Origin of the sequence: Bradyrhizobium lablabi (assembly GCF_001440475.1) — a bacterium.
In the GTDB taxonomy this organism is placed as follows: domain Bacteria; phylum Pseudomonadota; class Alphaproteobacteria; order Rhizobiales; family Xanthobacteraceae; genus Bradyrhizobium; species Bradyrhizobium lablabi.
In genome coordinates, this window is sequence record NZ_LLYB01000031.1 from 1 (window position 1) to 15,344 (window position 15,344).

At 62.8% G+C, this 15,344-nt stretch carries 15 protein-coding genes and 1 riboswitch; of the genes, 7 read left to right on the forward strand and 8 right to left on the reverse strand.

Annotation, left to right across the window (positions count from 1 at the left end; all coding sequences use genetic code 11):
• Positions 1-95: 95 nt before the first annotated feature.
• Positions 96-1,208 carry a 3-isopropylmalate dehydrogenase gene (gene leuB, locus CQ14_RS00900; RefSeq protein ID WP_057856076.1) on the reverse strand — a complete coding sequence of 371 codons (1,113 nt, stop codon included), beginning with the start codon at positions 1,206-1,208 and terminating at the stop codon, positions 96-98.
• A 236-nt stretch (positions 1,209-1,444) separates the two neighbouring features.
• On the opposite strand from leuB, the gene CQ14_RS00905 reads away from it, so the two are divergent.
• Positions 1,445-2,308 carry a DMT family transporter gene (locus CQ14_RS00905; RefSeq protein ID WP_057856077.1) on the forward strand — a complete coding sequence of 288 codons (864 nt, stop codon included), beginning with the start codon at positions 1,445-1,447 and terminating at the stop codon, positions 2,306-2,308.
• 93 nt (positions 2,309-2,401) lie between these two features.
• Positions 2,402-3,592, forward strand: a complete 1,191-nt coding sequence (locus CQ14_RS00910; protein ID WP_057856078.1) for a YbfB/YjiJ family MFS transporter — start codon at positions 2,402-2,404, stop codon at positions 3,590-3,592.
• A gap of 10 nt (positions 3,593-3,602) precedes the next feature.
• Here the strand turns inward: CQ14_RS00910 and CQ14_RS00915 are convergent, their stop codons facing one another.
• A complete protein-coding gene (locus CQ14_RS00915) occupies positions 3,603-4,013 on the reverse strand; it encodes a DUF6130 family protein (protein ID WP_057856079.1) in 411 nt (136 codons plus the stop codon).
• 403 nt (positions 4,014-4,416) lie between these two features.
• Here CQ14_RS00915 and CQ14_RS00920 point away from each other — a divergent pair, with 403 nt between their 5' ends.
• The 3 genes from CQ14_RS00920 to CQ14_RS00930 all read left to right on the forward strand — a co-directional run bounded on the left by CQ14_RS00920 (position 4,417) and on the right by CQ14_RS00930 (position 8,254).
• Entirely contained in the window at positions 4,417-6,090 is a 1,674-nt protein-coding gene (locus tag CQ14_RS00920) for a tetratricopeptide repeat protein (RefSeq protein WP_057856080.1), read from the forward strand.
• A 98-nt stretch (positions 6,091-6,188) separates the two neighbouring features.
• Complete coding sequence (locus tag CQ14_RS00925; RefSeq protein WP_245320092.1) at positions 6,189-7,223, forward strand: putative zinc-binding metallopeptidase; 1,035 nt, start codon at positions 6,189-6,191, stop codon at positions 7,221-7,223.
• On the forward strand, positions 7,220-8,254 hold the full coding sequence (locus tag CQ14_RS00930; RefSeq protein WP_057856082.1) for a D-alanine--D-alanine ligase family protein: 1,035 nt from the start codon (positions 7,220-7,222) through the stop codon (positions 8,252-8,254). Before CQ14_RS00925 ends, CQ14_RS00930 begins: the two co-directional genes overlap by 4 nt.
• A gap of 79 nt (positions 8,255-8,333) precedes the next feature.
• On the opposite strand, the gene CQ14_RS00935 is transcribed toward CQ14_RS00930, so the two are convergent.
• The 4 genes from CQ14_RS00935 to folB form a co-directional block, all read right to left on the reverse strand.
• Positions 8,334-9,119 carry a molybdopterin-dependent oxidoreductase gene (locus CQ14_RS00935; protein ID WP_057856083.1) on the reverse strand — a complete coding sequence of 262 codons (786 nt, stop codon included), beginning with the start codon at positions 9,117-9,119 and terminating at the stop codon, positions 8,334-8,336.
• Between the two features lie 17 nt (positions 9,120-9,136).
• Entirely contained in the window at positions 9,137-9,766 is a 630-nt protein-coding gene (locus CQ14_RS00940; RefSeq protein ID WP_057856084.1) for a cytochrome b/b6 domain-containing protein, read from the reverse strand.
• 183 nt (positions 9,767-9,949) lie between these two features.
• Entirely contained in the window at positions 9,950-10,504 is a 555-nt protein-coding gene (locus tag CQ14_RS00945; RefSeq protein ID WP_057837776.1) for a fasciclin domain-containing protein, read from the reverse strand.
• Between the two features lie 302 nt (positions 10,505-10,806).
• The gene (gene folB, locus CQ14_RS00950) at positions 10,807-11,217 is read right to left on the reverse strand and encodes a dihydroneopterin aldolase (protein ID WP_057856085.1); all 411 of its coding nucleotides are present in this window, start codon (positions 11,215-11,217) and stop codon (positions 10,807-10,809) included.
• A 35-nt stretch (positions 11,218-11,252) separates the two neighbouring features.
• A riboswitch (ZMP/ZTP riboswitch) is annotated at positions 11,253-11,333 on the reverse strand.
• Between the two features lie 170 nt (positions 11,334-11,503).
• Between folB and CQ14_RS00955 the strand changes: the two genes are divergently transcribed.
• Positions 11,504-12,427, forward strand: a complete 924-nt coding sequence (locus CQ14_RS00955) for an aminotransferase class IV (protein ID WP_057856086.1) — start codon at positions 11,504-11,506, stop codon at positions 12,425-12,427.
• Between the two features lie 112 nt (positions 12,428-12,539).
• On the opposite strand, the gene CQ14_RS47980 is transcribed toward CQ14_RS00955, so the two are convergent.
• Together CQ14_RS47980 and CQ14_RS00960 are read right to left on the reverse strand one after the other, a co-directional pair.
• The gene (locus CQ14_RS47980; protein WP_430650117.1) at positions 12,540-12,869 is read right to left on the reverse strand and encodes a DUF805 domain-containing protein; all 330 of its coding nucleotides are present in this window, start codon (positions 12,867-12,869) and stop codon (positions 12,540-12,542) included.
• Between the two features lie 77 nt (positions 12,870-12,946).
• The gene (locus CQ14_RS00960; RefSeq protein ID WP_057856087.1) at positions 12,947-13,708 is read right to left on the reverse strand and encodes an SDR family oxidoreductase; all 762 of its coding nucleotides are present in this window, start codon (positions 13,706-13,708) and stop codon (positions 12,947-12,949) included.
• Between the two features lie 89 nt (positions 13,709-13,797).
• Here CQ14_RS00960 and CQ14_RS00965 point away from each other — a divergent pair, with 89 nt between their 5' ends.
• On the forward strand, positions 13,798-15,327 hold the full coding sequence (locus CQ14_RS00965; protein WP_057856088.1) for a malonate--CoA ligase: 1,530 nt from the start codon (positions 13,798-13,800) through the stop codon (positions 15,325-15,327).
• Positions 15,328-15,344: the final 17 nt, after the last annotated feature.

Here is a 15,344-nt window from a genome sequence, read left to right on the forward strand (position 1 = left end):
GGGCAAAGGCGCTACGCGCCGTGCCCACCATGTTCTGCATTTGAAGCCGATTGGTGGGCACGCTTCGCTTTGCCCAACCCTACGATTCCCGGCCCTCAGGCGTGCAGCTTCTGCAACTCCTTCAAAATCGCTTCGCCCATCTGCGTGGTCGAAGCCGCCGTCGTACCTTCCGACTTGATGTCAGCGGTACGAAGTCCGCTCGCGAGCACCGCGGCGATCGCCGCATCGACCTTGTCGGCCAGCGCGCCCATGTCGAAGGAATAGCGCAGCGCCATTCCGAACGAGGAGATCATCGCGATCGGATTCGCGAGACCCTTGCCGGCGATGTCGGGCGCGGAGCCGTGCACCGGCTCGAACAGCGAGCGGCGCTTTTTGGTCTTGGCATCGATCTCGCCGAGGGAAGCCGAGGGCAGCATGCCGAGCGATCCCGTGAGCATCGCCGCGATATCGGACAGCATGTCGCCGAACAGATTATCGGTCACGATAACGTCGAACTGCTTCGGCGCCTTCACCAGCATCATGCCGCCGGAATCGGCGAGCTGGTGCTCCAGCGTGACGTCCTTGTATTCGCGCGCGTGAACTTGCGTCATCACCTCGTTCCAGAGCACGCCCGACTTCATGACGTTGCGCTTTTCCATCGAGGTCACCTTGTTGCGGCGCTTGCGGGCCAGGTCGAAGGCGACGCGGCCGATGCGCTCGATCTCATAGGTGTCGTAGACCTGGGTATCGATGGCGCGCTTCTGGCCGTTGCCGAGATCGGTGATCGTCTTCGGCTCGCCGAAATAGACGCCGCCGGTCAGTTCGCGCACGATCATGATGTCGAGGCCTTCGACCGCCTCGCGCTTCAGGCTGGAAGCCTCCGCCAGCGCCGGGTAGCACACGGCGGGGCGCAGATTGGCGAACAGGCCGAGATCCTTGCGCAGCCGCAACAGGCCGGCCTCCGGCCGCACCTCGTAGGGAACGCTGTCCCACTTCGGACCGCCGACCGCGCCGAAAATGATGGCGTCGGCGGCCTTGGCCTTGTCCATATCGCCTTCCGAGATCGACACCTTGTGCGCGTCATAGGCGGAGCCGCCGACCAGCCCCTGCTCGGTCTCGAATTTCGCGATGCCTTGCGCATTGATCCAGTCGATCAGGCGCTGCACCTCGCCCATCACTTCGGGGCCGATACCGTCGCCGGGGAGAAGCAGCAGTTTATGGGTCGCCATGGTCGTTTCCTCGTCCAATTCGTCATGGCGGGCCTGTCCCGGCCATCCACGTCTTGTTTGCAACCGGCAGAAAAGACGTGGATGCCCGGCACAAGGCCGGGCATGACGGAAAAATGTGAAATCCGGGCGGAGTGCTAAAACGCCGGAAGCGGATTGGCAAGGCATCGCAGACAGGCCAAAGAGGCAGGGAACGAGCAGCCCGCAAGCCCCCTCAAGAAGGCACCAAGACGGACCTCATGACCGCAGCCATTATCTACGCTTTTGCCTCGGCGGGCTTCCTCGGCGCCGGGGTCGTCCTGGCGCAATTGGGCCTGCGGACCGTCGATCCGCTCTCGGGGGCCGCGGTCAGCGTTCCCTCCTTCACCCTGCTGTTCCTGGTGCTGTCGCCGCTGATCCTGCAGGGCGAGCCGGTAGTCTGGGGCGGCCTGCCGATTTTCATGGCGATCGGCCTGTTTTTTCCGGCCTCGCTGACGCTCCTGACCTTCGCCTCGAACCGGGCGCTCGGGCCCGTCATTACCTCGACACTCGGCAACCTCGCGCCGCTGTTTGCGGTGGCTGCGGCGGTGATCCTGCTGCACGAGCCGCTGCATCCGCCGCAACTGCTCGGCCTCATCGTTGCCGTCGCCGGCGCTGCGATCATTACCGTGACCCGTCCGCGCGATCTCGGCCATTGGCGGAGCTGGGCGCTGCTGTTGCCGCTGTGCAGCGCGCTGATCCGCGGCATCGTGCCACCGGTCGTCAAGCTCGGGCTTGCGGTCTGGCCCAGCCCGCTCTGGGCCTGCCTGGTCGGCTACGTCATGTCCTCGCTGGCAGTGCTGACGGTGCAGCGTGCTCGTACCGGCAGCTTTGTCGTGCAGGCGCCGCGCGCAGGCCTCTTCTGGTTTGCCATGACCGGAATCAGCAACGGGCTGAGCGCACTCACGCTGTTCGCCGCGGTCCGCAACGGCCCGATCACGCTGGTGGCGCCACTGGCCGCGATCTATCCGCTGGTCACGGTGGGCTTAAGCGCCGTCGCGCTGAAGCACATCGAAATCACCGCACGCATCGTGGCGGGCACCGCGCTGACCGTGCTCGGCGTCGCGCTGGTGTTGATCGGCTGATGCCGTTGCGGGATTGGCAAGACACCGTTGCGGACAGCGCACCTGTGCAACTCCCGCCTTGCCTGCCAAAATGCCGTCTGCCGGAGTAGTTTTTTGCACGCCCCTGACCGACCCCAGCTTTACGCGCATCCTGCGCGGCTGATCCTCATCCTGTCGCTGGCGCCGACCGCAGGCCTCGGCATCGGGCGCTTCGCCTACGCGCTGGTGCTGCCTGATATGCGCGATACGCTGCTCTGGTCCTATTCCGCGGCCGGCTTCATGAACACGGTCAATGCGGCCGGCTATCTCGCGGGCGCGCTGCTCGCCTCGCGCATGATCCGGCGCTTTGGCCTGGTCGCTTCGGTGCGGTGGGGCACGCTGGCCTGCGTCTTGTCGCTGGCGCTGTGCGCCATCACGGGCAATTTCTACGTTCTGAGTTTCGCGCGGCTGCTGGCGGGCGTCGGCGCCGCGGCCGGATTCGTCGGCGGCGGCACGCTGGCCGCGACCATCGCGCAGTCACGGCCCGAGCGGGCGAATTTTCTGCTCAGCCTGTTCTATGCCGGACCCGGGATCGGCATCGTTGCGTCCGGGCTGGTCGCGCCGTTTGTGCTGCAAGGGTTTGGGCCGGGGTCGTGGTGGATCGTCTGGTGGGCGATGACAGCGCTCGCTGCCGTCATGACCATCCCCGTGTTGCTGGCGCCGCTTCATGACGGCGCGACGCCGACCACAACAGCAACCGCCAAATTCGCGATTGCGCCGGTCGTGATCTATCTTGCCGGCTACTTCCTGTTCGGCGCGGGCTACATCGCCTACATGACCTTCATGATCGCCTATGTCCGAGATGCCGGCGGCGGCGCTGCGGCGCAGAGCGCGTTCTGGAGCCTGATCGGCGCCAGCGCCTTCGTGACGCCGTGGGTTTGGCGCCGCGTGCTCGCGCTCGACCGCGGCGGCCTCGCCACGACAATCATTCTCGGCGTCAACGCCATCGGCGCCGCGCTGCCGATCTTCGGACAGTCGGTGTGGCTGCTCGCGATATCGGCGCTGGTGTTCGGCGTCGCCTTCTTCGCGGTGGTCGGCTCCACCACCGCTTTCGTCCGCTTCAACTATCCGCCGCAGGCCTGGCCGACCGCGATCGCGGCGCTGACCATTTCATTCGGCATCGGCCAGACGCTGGGCCCGATCGTGGTCGGCGCGATCACAGACGCGGTGGGTAGCCTATCGTTTGCGCTGAACGTTTCCGCCGCGATGCTGGCGTTGGGTGCGGTGCTGTCGGCGTTTCAGAGGAAGGTGGCACGGAAAACGTAGGACAAGGCCCCTATTTCTTCGCCTTTCCGGGGATCACGAATTCGACGACGACGGTTCGATCCAACGGCTGATGGTTTGCGTTGACGGGAGTAATCTCGACCTTGTGCGGTCCTTCAGGAAGACCCGCGACAATGATAGGCCCGCCGCCGGTTTCGGCCCAGACCCACGACGCGCCATCAACCGCCACATGGAGATGCCCGATGCGGGGCGACACATCGAGGGCCTTCGCGCCGAATACCGGAACGATCTGCAGATTTTCGGTGCGGTACTGGATGAACACGACTCCGCGGCTCAGCGGCTCCGGCAAAGGCGCATCGACCACGATTTTCGCCGCAGGCTGCGGCTCAGCGGTCTGAGCGACGGCGTTGGACGCCCACAGAACGGATAGCGCTACGGTAAAACCGATGAATGTCTTGGTCATGGCTGCTTCTCCAGGTCAGGGCTCACCCGCACCGACGACGGGATCGATTAAGTCCAGTTGCTTTCAAGCTCCCACGATATCCCGGCCGAACACCCGACGCGTTTCAGGCTCGTCGTCAGCCTCAAAGCCCGCCGAGGCGCTTGGGTTGACAACCCCGAGCCACTCCCACCGCACGCGAATTGGCGATCAAAAGATAGCATGCTGCGATGCGGGAGTCCGCACACGACCCACAACGGTCATTGGCCGCGCGCGATTGCGGCGATGACGGTTTCATTCGGCATCAGCCCGACGCTCGGGCCAATCGTCTGCGGCAGTTTGCGGGGTCGGGCGGCGTCGCCTTGTGATAAAGTGCCTGCGCGGCACACTCCGAGGCGCCCGGTGACACAGAAACGGAGAAGCGATCATGGAGACGAAGGGGGACGTGACCTATTTCGATCTCGGGCCATACAGCCGCAAAATCACCACCTCATCGCCTGACGCCCAGCTTTGGTTCGACCGCGGCCTCAACTGGCTGTTCGGGTTCAACCACGCCGAAGCGATCAAGTGTTTTCAGAAGGCGCTGAGCCATGATCCCGAATGTGCGATGGCGCATTGGGGCATCAGCTATGCCTCGGGTCCCAACTACAACCTGCCCTGGGTTCGCTATGATCCGCTGGGACGGCAGATGGCGCTGTCGGCGTCTTACGAAGCCATGCAGGCAGCCCTTGCGCATGCCGGCAAGGCGTCTGCGGTCGAGCAGGCCATGATCCAGGCCCTTCCCGCGCGCTATCCCCAACGCGAGGCGATCGACGATATGGCGCCCTGGGACAAGGCTTACACCCGCGAGATGCGCAAGATCTTCGATGCTTTTCCCGACGATCTCGACGTCCGGGCGGTGTTTGCCGAGTCGCTGATGAACGAGACGCCGTGGCAGATGTGGGACCTGCCCTCCGGCAAGCCGGCGGGAGCGGGCACCGAGGAATGCAGGGCGGTGCTGGAATACGCGCTCGAGCGGATTCCCGCTACGTGGGATCACCCGGGTTTGCTTCATCTCTACGTCCACCTGATGGAGATGTCGCCGATTCCGCAAGCCGCGTTGCGGGCCGGCGACCGGCTGCGCGAGATCGTTCCGGATTCCGGCCACCTCATCCACATGCCGACGCATCTCGACGTGCTGTGCGGGCACTACAAGGACGTCCTTGTCTATAATCAGAAAGCGCTGGCGACCGACCGCAGGTTCCTCGCCTATTCGGCGGATCCGGGCGTCTACCTCGTCTACGTCATTCACAACTTCCACTTTGCGATCTACGGCGCCATGTTCCTCGGCCAGTACACGCCCGCCATCGCCGCGGCCGAGGAACTGATCGCCACGATTCCCGAGGCGGTGCTGAGAATTGAGTCGCCGCCGATGGCGGATTTTCTCGAAGGCTATCTGACGATGAAGCAGCACGTGCTCGTGCGCTTTGGCAAATGGCGCGAGATCATCGCGCAGGAATTGCCGGCGGATCGCGACCTCTACTGCTCGAACGTCGCCATGCTCCACTACGCCAAGGCGGTCGCGCATTCGGCGCTGGGCAATGTCGCCGAGGCCGAAACGGAGAAAGGCTTGTTCATGGCGGCGAAGTCCCGCGTGCCCGAGAGCCGCCGCGTCCATAACAACAAGATCGTCGATCTCCTCGGCGTCGCCGAAGCGATGCTGAATGGCGAATTGGAGTATCGAAAGGGCAACCATGACGTAGCCTTCGCGCATCTGCGCAGGTCGGTCGAGCTCAGCGATGACCTGCCCTATGACGAGCCGTGGGGATGGATGCAGCCGACCCGCCATGCCCTGGGGGCCCTTCTCCTCGAGCAGGGACGGATCGAGGAAGCCGAAGCGGTGTACCGCTCCGACCTCGGGCTTGACGGCAAGCTGAGCCGCGCCTGCCAGCATCCCGACAATTTGTGGTCGCTGCACGGGCTGCACGAATGCCTGGTCCGTCGCGGAGAAAGGGGCGAGTCGGCGCTGATCAGGCAGCGCCTAGACCTGGCGCAGGCGCGCGCAGAGATTCCGATCAAGGCGTCCTGCTTCTGCCGTCGCATGGACATGGCGGCCGCGTAGCCGTTCGCGGCGCCGCAAGGGCAGGCCGCGAGGGCTCGGCGGTTGTTGCCGGCGGCATCCTGTGACAACATCCAGGCATCGGGTTTTATGACTTCTGGATGCCTATGCCACGGCGGAAATATACCTGGGAGAAGCTGTCGGATGAGCAGTTGCTCAAGCAACGCCTCAGCCGTCTGAGGGTTACAGTCGAAGGCACCTGGCTCGAAGATTGTCTCAACGCTCTCTATGAAGAACTCGGAGCGCGGGACATCCGGCTGCGGCCGCACGCATGGGTATCGAGCGAGTGGTTTAGCCCGGCAGATGTGCCCGGTATTGCCATCCCATTCTATCTCACCCATCCCCGCCTGATGAAGATCGAGAAGAAAATGATGCTCGACGTCGAGGGTGGCACCTGGTCCGAGTGCATGGCCATTCTCCGTCACGAGGCAGGCCATGCCATACAGCACGCCTACCAGCTGCAACGTCGCCGACGCTGGCAGCAGCTGTTCGGCCCGTCCTCGAAGCACTACCCGCGTTACTACCGGCCCAATCCGGCCAGCCGGAGTTATGTCCAGCACCTTCGGCTCTGGTATGCGCAGAGCCATCCGGACGAAGATTTTGCCGAAACCTTCGCGGTGTGGCTGCGACCGCGCTCGAACTGGCGGACGCGCTATGCCGGCTGGCCGGCACTGAAGAAGCTCGAATATGTCGACGAATTGATGGGCGAAATCGCCGGAAAGCGACCGCCCGTCACGACGCGGGAGCGTGTCGATCCGCTGCATGAGCTCAGTCAGACGCTTGGCGACCACTACAAGAAAAAGCAGGCATTCTACGAATTCAAGCCACCGAAGACTTACGACCGCGATCTCTCCCGGCTCTTCTCCGCCGATCCACGGCATCGCCGGGAGCAACCGGCTTCGCTCTTCATCAGGCGGCACCGCGCTCAAATCAGGCAGCTGGTTGCGCGGTGGACGGGCGAGAACCAGCTTACGCTTGATGCGGTGCTTGACGACATGATCTCCCGCTGCCGCGAGCTCGATCTGCGTGCCGCCGGCTCCAAACAGAAGCTGGTGATCAATTTCAGCATATTGCTGACCGCCAAGACCATGCACGCGCTGTTCGGTCCGTCGCGGCGCAAATGGATCGCGCTATGAGACGCCTGCGCATTCTGGTGCTGATGCATCCGGACTTCGTTCCCCCGGACTCCACCGAGGGATACACGGCGCGGCAAATCAATGAATGGAAAACAGAATTCGACGTCGTGAGCACCTTGCGTGCAGCCGGCCATGAAGTTCACCCACTCGGCGTGCAGGAGGAAATCAAGCCGGTGCGCGACGAGATCGAAGGCTTCAAGCCGCATGTGGTGTTCAACCTGCTCGAGCAGTTTCACCATGAGCCGGTCTATGACCAGCACATTCCAAGCTTTCTCGAGCTGATGCAGATCCCATATACCGGGTGCAATCCGCGTGGCCTGATCCTGGCGCGCGGCAAGGATCTGTCCAAGACGCTGGTGCACCATCGCCGGATCGCGGTGCCGGCCTTCGCCGTGTTTCCGATGCGCCGCAAGGTCAAACGGCCGGCGCGTCTTGCGCTGCCGCTGATCGTCAAGAGCCTGAACGAGGATGGATCGTTCGGTATCTCGCAAGCGTCGATCGTCGATACGGACGAGAAGCTCGCGGAGCGCGTCGCCTTCATTCACGAGCGGGTCGGAACTGCCGCCATCGCCGAGCAATATATCGAGGGACGTGAGCTCTATGTCGGCGTGCTCGGCAATAACAGGTTGCGAGTCCTGCCGGTTTGGGAATTGAAATTCGGCAGCATGGGCGGCCAGGGCGCACGGCACATAGCCACCGAGAAGGTCAAACACGATCCCGATTATCAGGAGCGGGTCGGAATTGAAGATGGGCCGGCCAAGAATCTTGGGCCGGAGTTACAGGCGCGTATTCAGCGAATAGCAAAACGCATCTACCGAACGCTGGGCCTCGATGGATACGCGCGCATCGACTTTCGCCTCGCGGCCGACGGCACACCGTATTTCATTGAAGCGAACCCCAATCCCGAAATCGCAAAGAGCCAGGAGTTCGCTACCGCGGCCAAGCATGACCGCCTGGACTACCCGGACCTGCTGCATCGCATTCTGGCGCTCGGAATAAGCCGGGCAAAGGCAGGCGTATCCGTAGGCTGAAAGGCAACACGAAACGGGCATGCACAGCGGTGGCTGCATTCCGAAATTCAGTCAGCATCGCTTAGTGAAATGACGCGAGCTAGCTTCCGCTGAACGAATTGTACCCCTGGTCTTCCCAGAAGCCGCCCTTGTAGTCGTTGGTGACTTCCATCGAGATCACGTATTTCGGGCTCTTGAAGCCGAGTTTGGTCGGCACCCGGATCCTCATCGGGAAGCCATAGGCACGCGGCAGGATCTCGTCGGCGAACTTGAAGCTCATCTGGGTCTGCGCATGCAGCGCGGACGGCATGTCCAGCGGCGAGTTGTAGCCGTCCCTGTCGGCGCACTGGAACCAGACATATTTCGCGCGCGTATCGGCGCCGATCAGTTTCAGGAAATCGCGCAAGGGGACGCCGGTCCAGCTTCCGATCGCGCTCCAGCCCTCGACGCAGATATGGCGCGTGACCTGCTTGACCTGCGGCAATTGATAAAGCTCGTCCAGCGCCCAGGACTTCTTGTTGTCGACAAGGCCGCGCACTTCGAGCTTCCAGCTCTTGCCGTCAATTTCAGGCGCGTCGTCGACGTCGTAATAGCCGTTGAACGGGAACGGCTTTGTGATTGCGCTTTCCGGAAATGTCGGCGCCATGGCATTGGGGTTGAAGATCAGCGCCTGCACGCCGTCATTGAACTTCGAGACCTGCTTCAGCATCTCCTCGGCCGAAAAGCTGTCGGTCACGTCGCAGCCCGTGAGCAGCGTCAGCGCGCCGAGGCTGGCGCCGCCTGAGATGAAGCGCCGGCGCGTGAGATCCGGCATCGTCTTGATGGCGTCCCGAACCAGAAGCGTCTTGTCGACGCCGGGGATCAGGAGTTTGCGCATGCGGCCCATGGTCTAGCTCCCTTGAATTAGCGGCCGATGATCATGGCGCGCAGGCTCTTCGGCACCAGAAGCGCGAGCACGACATGAACCACCATGAAGGCGACAATCGCCGCCATGCAGAAGAAGTGGACGTAGCGCGCGGCGTCATAACCACCGAACAGCGCCGTGAGATATTGAAACTGGACCGGCTTCCAGATCGCCAGACCCGACAGCACGATGAGGATGCCGACGATGATGACGCCCGCATAAAGCAGCTTCTGCACCTGATTGTATTTGGTGAGATCCGCATGCGACAGCTTGCCGGTCAGCGCCGCCTTGGTGTCCGAGATCACGCCCTCCGGCGTGATGGGCAGCAGCTTCTTGCGGAAGCGGCCGGTGACAAGGCCCATGACCAGATAGATCAGGCCGTTGACCATCAACAGCCACATCGCGGCGAAATGCCAAAGCAGCGCGCCGCCGAGCCAGCCGCCGAGCGTGATGCTCGAGGAGAAGGTAAAGCCGAACAGCGGTGAGGCATTGTAGATCTGCCATCCCGACATGATCATCAGGACCATCGCGAAGGCGTTGGTCCAGTGCAGGGCCCGCACCCAGGCCGGCTGGATGACCTTGGCCTTGGTTGAGGTCGCTTGCTCGTCGCTGACTGTGACGGCCGACATGGCTCTTCCCCGCTTCTGGTTCGATATCGGTTTATACGCCGGGAACCGGCTTTCCGTTACTGCCATGACGCTATCAGATCGATGCATGGCGCGTATCGAATTCACAAAAAAGCGAGCCGGGTTGCCCCGGCTCGCCCAATCCACGCGCCCCTGTTGGGACCAGTCAGGTGCGCGCGGGGAGTTTTAGGACGCCGGCATCAGCACGGTATCGACCACATGGATCACGCCGTTCGACTGGTTGACGTTCGAGATCGTGACCTGCGAGGTTCCGCCCTTGGCATCGACGATCCAGACCTTGCCGTCCTGGAGCTTGACCGACAGCTGTTCGCCTTCGGCGGTCTTCAGCTTCATGCCGTCCTTCAGGTCGGCGGCGGCGAGCTTGCCGGGCACGACATGGTAGGTGAGGATCTTGGTCAGGGTCGCCTTGTTCTCAGGCTTCACCAGCGTCTCGACGGTGCCGGCCGGCAGCTTGCCGAAGGCGGTGTTGGTCGGCGCGAACACCGTGAACGGGCCCTTGCCTTCCAGCGTCTCGACCAGACCGGCAGCCTTCACCGCGGCGACCAGCGTGGTGTGGTCCTTCGAGTTGACGGCGTTCTGAATGATGTTCTTGGAGGGGAACATCGCAGCACCGCCGACCATTACGGTCTTTTCTTCAGCGCTGGCGGGCGCAGTGATGGTGGCGGTGAAGGCCAGCGCGCTGAACACGGCGGCGGACAAGAGTGCAATACGTTTGGACATGGAATCTTCTCCCGAGGATTGCGATGGCCGGCGGGTCATCCGCCGGTGATGAAAACAACGACGCTGGTCGGTGGACCGGTTGTGTTCGTCGTCGTTGAGCCGAGCTACGGGAGGTTTTTCGGCCGGTTTCGGCGAATAAATTATCGTGATGGCTGAAACTTTTGGGGGCGCGGGCCGTGCGGCGCCCGAGCCGTAGCCCGGATGGAGCGCAGCGCAATCCGGGAACGGTCTCACCACCGGATAGGCTGGTCCCGGGTTACGCTCCGCTCCACCCGGGCTACGAAACTGTCTTTCGCAACAATCTAGACAAGTGCTTCCAGCGCCTCTGCAGTCGGCCGATCCGCCAGGTCGGATCGAGCCAGGCGCACCGCGATTCCGACTTTGCTGAGCGTATGCGGGGTTGGGGGGCTGAACTTGGACACGCCAACGGTGATGGTGTCGATCAACACGAAGCGTCGCAGCAGGCCGATCGCAACGGCTTCGCCTAGCGCTTCCAGCGTTTGATATTTCATCCCGCTGGCGAGTCTCACCGTTGCGTCCACCACGGCATCGTAGCGGATCGATGCATCCAACCTGTCGTCCCGGTGCGTCGGAGCCGGGCTCAACGTCGCGTCGATGTCGAAGGTGAACTTCTGGCCGAGACTGCGTTCTTCCTCGAACAGGCCATGATACCCGAAGGTCTGCAATCCGGCGATCTGGATGGTCGTCAGCATTGGGCTGCTCCTTCATGAGAAGGTGGATCGGATTATCCGATTGCCCAGGCGCGCGGCTCAATTCCTCGCGCTTCCCGATGGTGCTCCATCTACGATCGCCAGTCGCGCGAGATTGCTTGTATAGAGGCACAATCGACGCGGCTCAAGGGTGAGCCGGGCATTTCCGAGCTGGCTTTGGAGCGCTGCAATGATGTGGAGTTGTACGGTTATCAATAACCGGCATTACTGTGGCCGTTCGCAACGCCTTGGTATGGCTGGAGCCCTTGCGATAGCTGGGAGATGACGCATGAAGAACTCGATCTTCGCCGAGGGTGCCGCCTATGTCAGGGGACGCTTCGTCCCGATCGCCGATGCGACGTTGCCCGTCACCGATTGGGGTTTTACGCGGTCCGACGTGGTCTACGACGTCGTGCATGTGTTCAGAGGCGGCTTCTTCCGGCTTGCCGACCATCTCGATCGTTTCGAGCGCTCGATGGCGAAGCGCCGGATCCGGCCGCCGGAAGACCGCGCCGCGATCGAGGCGATCCTGCATCGCTGCGTGGCACTGACCGGCCTCGTCGACGCCTATGTCGCGATGGTGGCCTCGCGCGGACGGCCGCGCGTGGCGGGCTCGCGCCGGCCGGCCGATTGCGAAAACCACCTGATCGCCTATGCGCTGCCCTGGATCGATGTCGTTCCGAAGGACGTGCAGGCGCGCGGCGCCCATGTCTTCATCGCCTCGACGCCGCGCGTGCCCGACGCCTCGGTCGATCCCACGGTCAAGAACTATCAGTGGAACGACCTGACCTCCGGCCTTTTGGAGGCGCACGACGCCGATTTCGATACGGCGGTGCTGTGCGACGCACAGGGTTTCCTGACCGAAGGGCCGGGCTTCAACGTCTTCCTCGTGAAGGACGGAAGGGTGACAACACCCGATCGCGGCAGCCTGGAGGGCATCACGCGCCGATCGGTGCTGGAGCTCTGCACCGAACTCGGCATCGAGGCCGCGGTTGAACCGATTCCCCGATCGGCGCTCGACCACGCGGATGAGGTCTTCCTCGCGACGACCGCCGGCGGCGTCATGCCCGCCTCGCGCATCGGCACACGTATTCTCGGCAACGACCGGCCCGGGCCGATCTCAATGCGGCTCAAGGATACCTACTGGCGCAAGCACGAGGAGGGCTGGCACCGGACGCCGGTCCGCGCCCTGGAGGCCGAGGCCGGCGAATGAACGGCCAGCGAGCACATTGGATGGATGAGCCAAGCTCGCAGGGCGGATTGAGCCGACATCGTCCGCCGTAGCTCAACGAGCGAATGCGGAAGGTGTAATCCGGCCCACGAGTTCAACCGAACTCATTTGGTCCGCTCGTCCCTGGCAGCAAGCAGAGTTCAACCATCAACCACAACCATCCGACTGCCGGAACAAGGATTACGAGCTGGAACCAGCCTGATCGATTGCGATCGTGGCAGCGCTTTGCTCCAACCGCGATACTTGGCCACAACGACGCTAGCAGCAATAGAACGATGGCTACATTAAAATGCAATGGCGGAACTATCGCTATCACCGCGACTTCAACGAAGAGTAACGGCAAGAAAAAGCGTAACCAGTAAGCGCGACGACCGATCCGCCCTTCAAATGAAAACAGAAAGCGCATCCATTGCACGGTTAGCATCCTGCCGTTAGTTCGTAGCTCATAGGGCGGATTGGAGCCGAAGGCGTAATCCGCCGCCTCCAGCCCGCCCCACGCAATTAATCCCGATTATGCGGCGTCTGGATGAATCCGCGATTATGCGTCGGGCTGATCAGGATCTCGTTCATACATACGCGCGGCGGCATGCTGGCGACGAAGGCGATGGTGCGGCCGCAATCTTCCGGCTGCAGCATCTTTGCCTGCTCCGCTTCCGACGGCACCACCGGGCGCAGTTTCAGGATCGGGGTCGCCACCTCGCCGGGCGACAGGCAGCAGGCGCGCAGGCCGTTGACGCATTCGTCCATGTTGAAGGAATGGGTCAGCGCCAGCACCGCATGTTTTGTGGTGGTGTAGGCCGGGCCCGGCATTTTCGAGACGTGGCGACCGGCCCAGGACGCGACGTTGATGATGCAGCCGTCCTTCTGCTTCCGCATCGCCGGCAGCACCGCGCGCATGCAGTAGAGCACCCCGTTGAGATTGACCTCGACCAGCTTGTCCCAGCCTTCCAGTTCCATGTCGGCCCAGCTTCGCTTCGGCACGTTGATGCCGGCGCTGTTGACCAGCAGATCGATCCGGCCGTGCCTGGCCAGGATCTGGTCGGCGGCCTTGTTCACATCGGCCTTATTGCTGACATCGAGCTGGATCGCCTCGGCCTTGCCGCCCTTTTTGGTGATGTTGGCGACGACGCGTTCGAGTTCTTCCTTGCGGCGGCCCGAAATCACCACGGTCCAGCCGTCGGCCGCCAGAAATTCCGCCCCAGACTCGCCGATTCCGCTGCCACCACCGGTCACCCAGGCCACGCGTTTCGCGTTATTTGACATGCAAACTGTCTCCGTTGCTTTATGAAGGGCGTTCTTGCTATTCCAGCCGGCGAAATTCCGCGGGCCAGCGCCCTCCAAGGGAATGTTGCATGAACACGAGCGCCAACGCCAACCTGTTTTCTCGCCTGTTCGATACGCTCGACGATCCGAACCGGCTCGCGATCGAAATGCTCGACGGCACGCGCATCAGCTATGGCGATCTGATCGCCCGTGCCGGCCAGATGGCGAACGTGCTGGTTGCCCGCGGCGTCAAGCCCGGCGACCGCGTCGCGGCGCAGACCGAGAAATCGGTACCGGCGCTGGTGCTGTATCTTGCGACCGTGCGCGCGGGCGCGGTCTACCTGCCGCTCAACACCGCCTATACGCTGAACGAGCTCGACTACTTCATCTCCGACGCCGAGCCGTCGCTGGTGGTGTGCGACCCCTCGAAGGCGGACGGCATCGGCGCGATCGCCGCCAAGGTGAAGGCCAAAGTCGAAACGCTCGGGCCCGACGGCAAGGGATCGCTGACGGATGCTGCTGCCAAGGCCGATGCGGCGTTTGCAACCATCGCGCGCGCCAATGACGATCTTGCCGCCATTCTCTACACGTCCGGCACCACCGGCCGCTCCAAGGGCGCAATGCTGACGCACGACAATCTGGCGTCAAATTCCTACAGCCTGGTCGATTACTGGCGCTTCACGGACAAGGACGTGCTGATCCACGCGCTGCCGATCTATCACACCCACGGCCTGTTCGTGGCGAGCAACGTCACCCTGTTCGCCCGCGCCTCGATGATCTTCCTGCCGAAATTCGACCCCGAACTGATCATCAAGCTGATGGCGCGCGCCACCGTCCTGATGGGCGTGCCGACCTTCTATACGCGGCTGTTGCAGAGCCCGGCGCTTTCGAAGGAATCTTCCAAGCATATGCGGCTGTTCATTTCGGGCTCCGCGCCGCTGCTCGCCGACACCCATCGCGAATGGTCGGCGCGCACCGGCCACGCCGTGCTGGAACGCTACGGCATGACCGAAACCAACATGAACACGTCCAACCCCTATGACGGCGAGCGTGTGCCCGGCGCGGTCGGTTTTCCCCTGCCCGGCGTTTCCGTCCGTGTCACCGATCCTGAAACGGCGAAGGAGCTTGCGCGCGACGAGATCGGCATGATCGAGGTGAAGGGGCCCAACGTGTTCAAGGGCTACTGGCGGATGCCGGAGAAGACAAAATCCGAATTCCGCGACGACGGCTTCTTCATCACCGGCGATCTCGGCAAGATCGACCCCAAGGGCTATGTGCACATCCTCGGCCGCGGCAAGGACTTGGTGATTTCAGGCGGCTTCAACGTCTATCCGAAGGAAATCGAGAGCGAGATCGACGCCATGCCGGGCGTGATCGAGTCTGCCGTGATCGGCGTGCCGCACGCCGATTTCGGCGAGGGCGTTACGGCCGTGGTGGTCTGCAACAAGGGCGCCGAGGTCACCGAAGCGGGCGTGCTGAACGCGCTCGACGGCAGGCTGGCAAAGTTCAAGATGCCGAAGCGCGTGTTCGTGGTGAACGAACTGCCGCGCAATGCGATGGGCAAGGTGCAGAAGAACATTTTGCGGGATACGTATAAGGACCTCTATTCAAAGAAGTAGGGGTGCCGAGCCGCTCC

What these genes read in the sequence shown, in the direction of transcription:
- CQ14_RS00915 (WP_057856079.1), bottom strand. Translation starts at nt 4,013, where the DNA reads ATGACCAAGACATTCATCGGTTTTACCGTAGCGCTATCCGTTCTGTGG.
- CQ14_RS00935 (WP_057856083.1), bottom strand. Translation starts at nt 9,119, where the DNA reads ATGGGCCGCATGCGCAAACTCCTGATCCCCGGCGTCGACAAGACGCTT.
- leuB (WP_057856076.1), bottom strand. Translation starts at nt 1,208, where the DNA reads ATGGCGACCCATAAACTGCTGCTTCTCCCCGGCGACGGTATCGGCCCC.
- CQ14_RS00930 (WP_057856082.1), top strand. Translation starts at nt 7,220, where the DNA reads ATGAGACGCCTGCGCATTCTGGTGCTGATGCATCCGGACTTCGTTCCC.
- CQ14_RS47980 (WP_430650117.1), bottom strand. Translation starts at nt 12,869, where the DNA reads ATGCTAACCGTGCAATGGATGCGCTTTCTGTTTTCATTTGAAGGGCGG.
- CQ14_RS00965 (WP_057856088.1), top strand. Translation starts at nt 13,798, where the DNA reads ATGAACACGAGCGCCAACGCCAACCTGTTTTCTCGCCTGTTCGATACG.
- CQ14_RS00905 (WP_057856077.1), top strand. Translation starts at nt 1,445, where the DNA reads ATGACCGCAGCCATTATCTACGCTTTTGCCTCGGCGGGCTTCCTCGGC.
- CQ14_RS00955 (WP_057856086.1), top strand. Translation starts at nt 11,504, where the DNA reads ATGAAGAACTCGATCTTCGCCGAGGGTGCCGCCTATGTCAGGGGACGC.
- CQ14_RS00925 (WP_245320092.1), top strand. Translation starts at nt 6,189, where the DNA reads ATGCCTATGCCACGGCGGAAATATACCTGGGAGAAGCTGTCGGATGAG.
- CQ14_RS00960 (WP_057856087.1), bottom strand. Translation starts at nt 13,708, where the DNA reads ATGTCAAATAACGCGAAACGCGTGGCCTGGGTGACCGGTGGTGGCAGC.
- CQ14_RS00940 (WP_057856084.1), bottom strand. Translation starts at nt 9,766, where the DNA reads ATGTCGGCCGTCACAGTCAGCGACGAGCAAGCGACCTCAACCAAGGCC.
- CQ14_RS00920 (WP_057856080.1), top strand. Translation starts at nt 4,417, where the DNA reads ATGGAGACGAAGGGGGACGTGACCTATTTCGATCTCGGGCCATACAGC.
- CQ14_RS00945 (WP_057837776.1), bottom strand. Translation starts at nt 10,504, where the DNA reads ATGTCCAAACGTATTGCACTCTTGTCCGCCGCCGTGTTCAGCGCGCTG.
- folB (WP_057856085.1), bottom strand. Translation starts at nt 11,217, where the DNA reads ATGCTGACGACCATCCAGATCGCCGGATTGCAGACCTTCGGGTATCAT.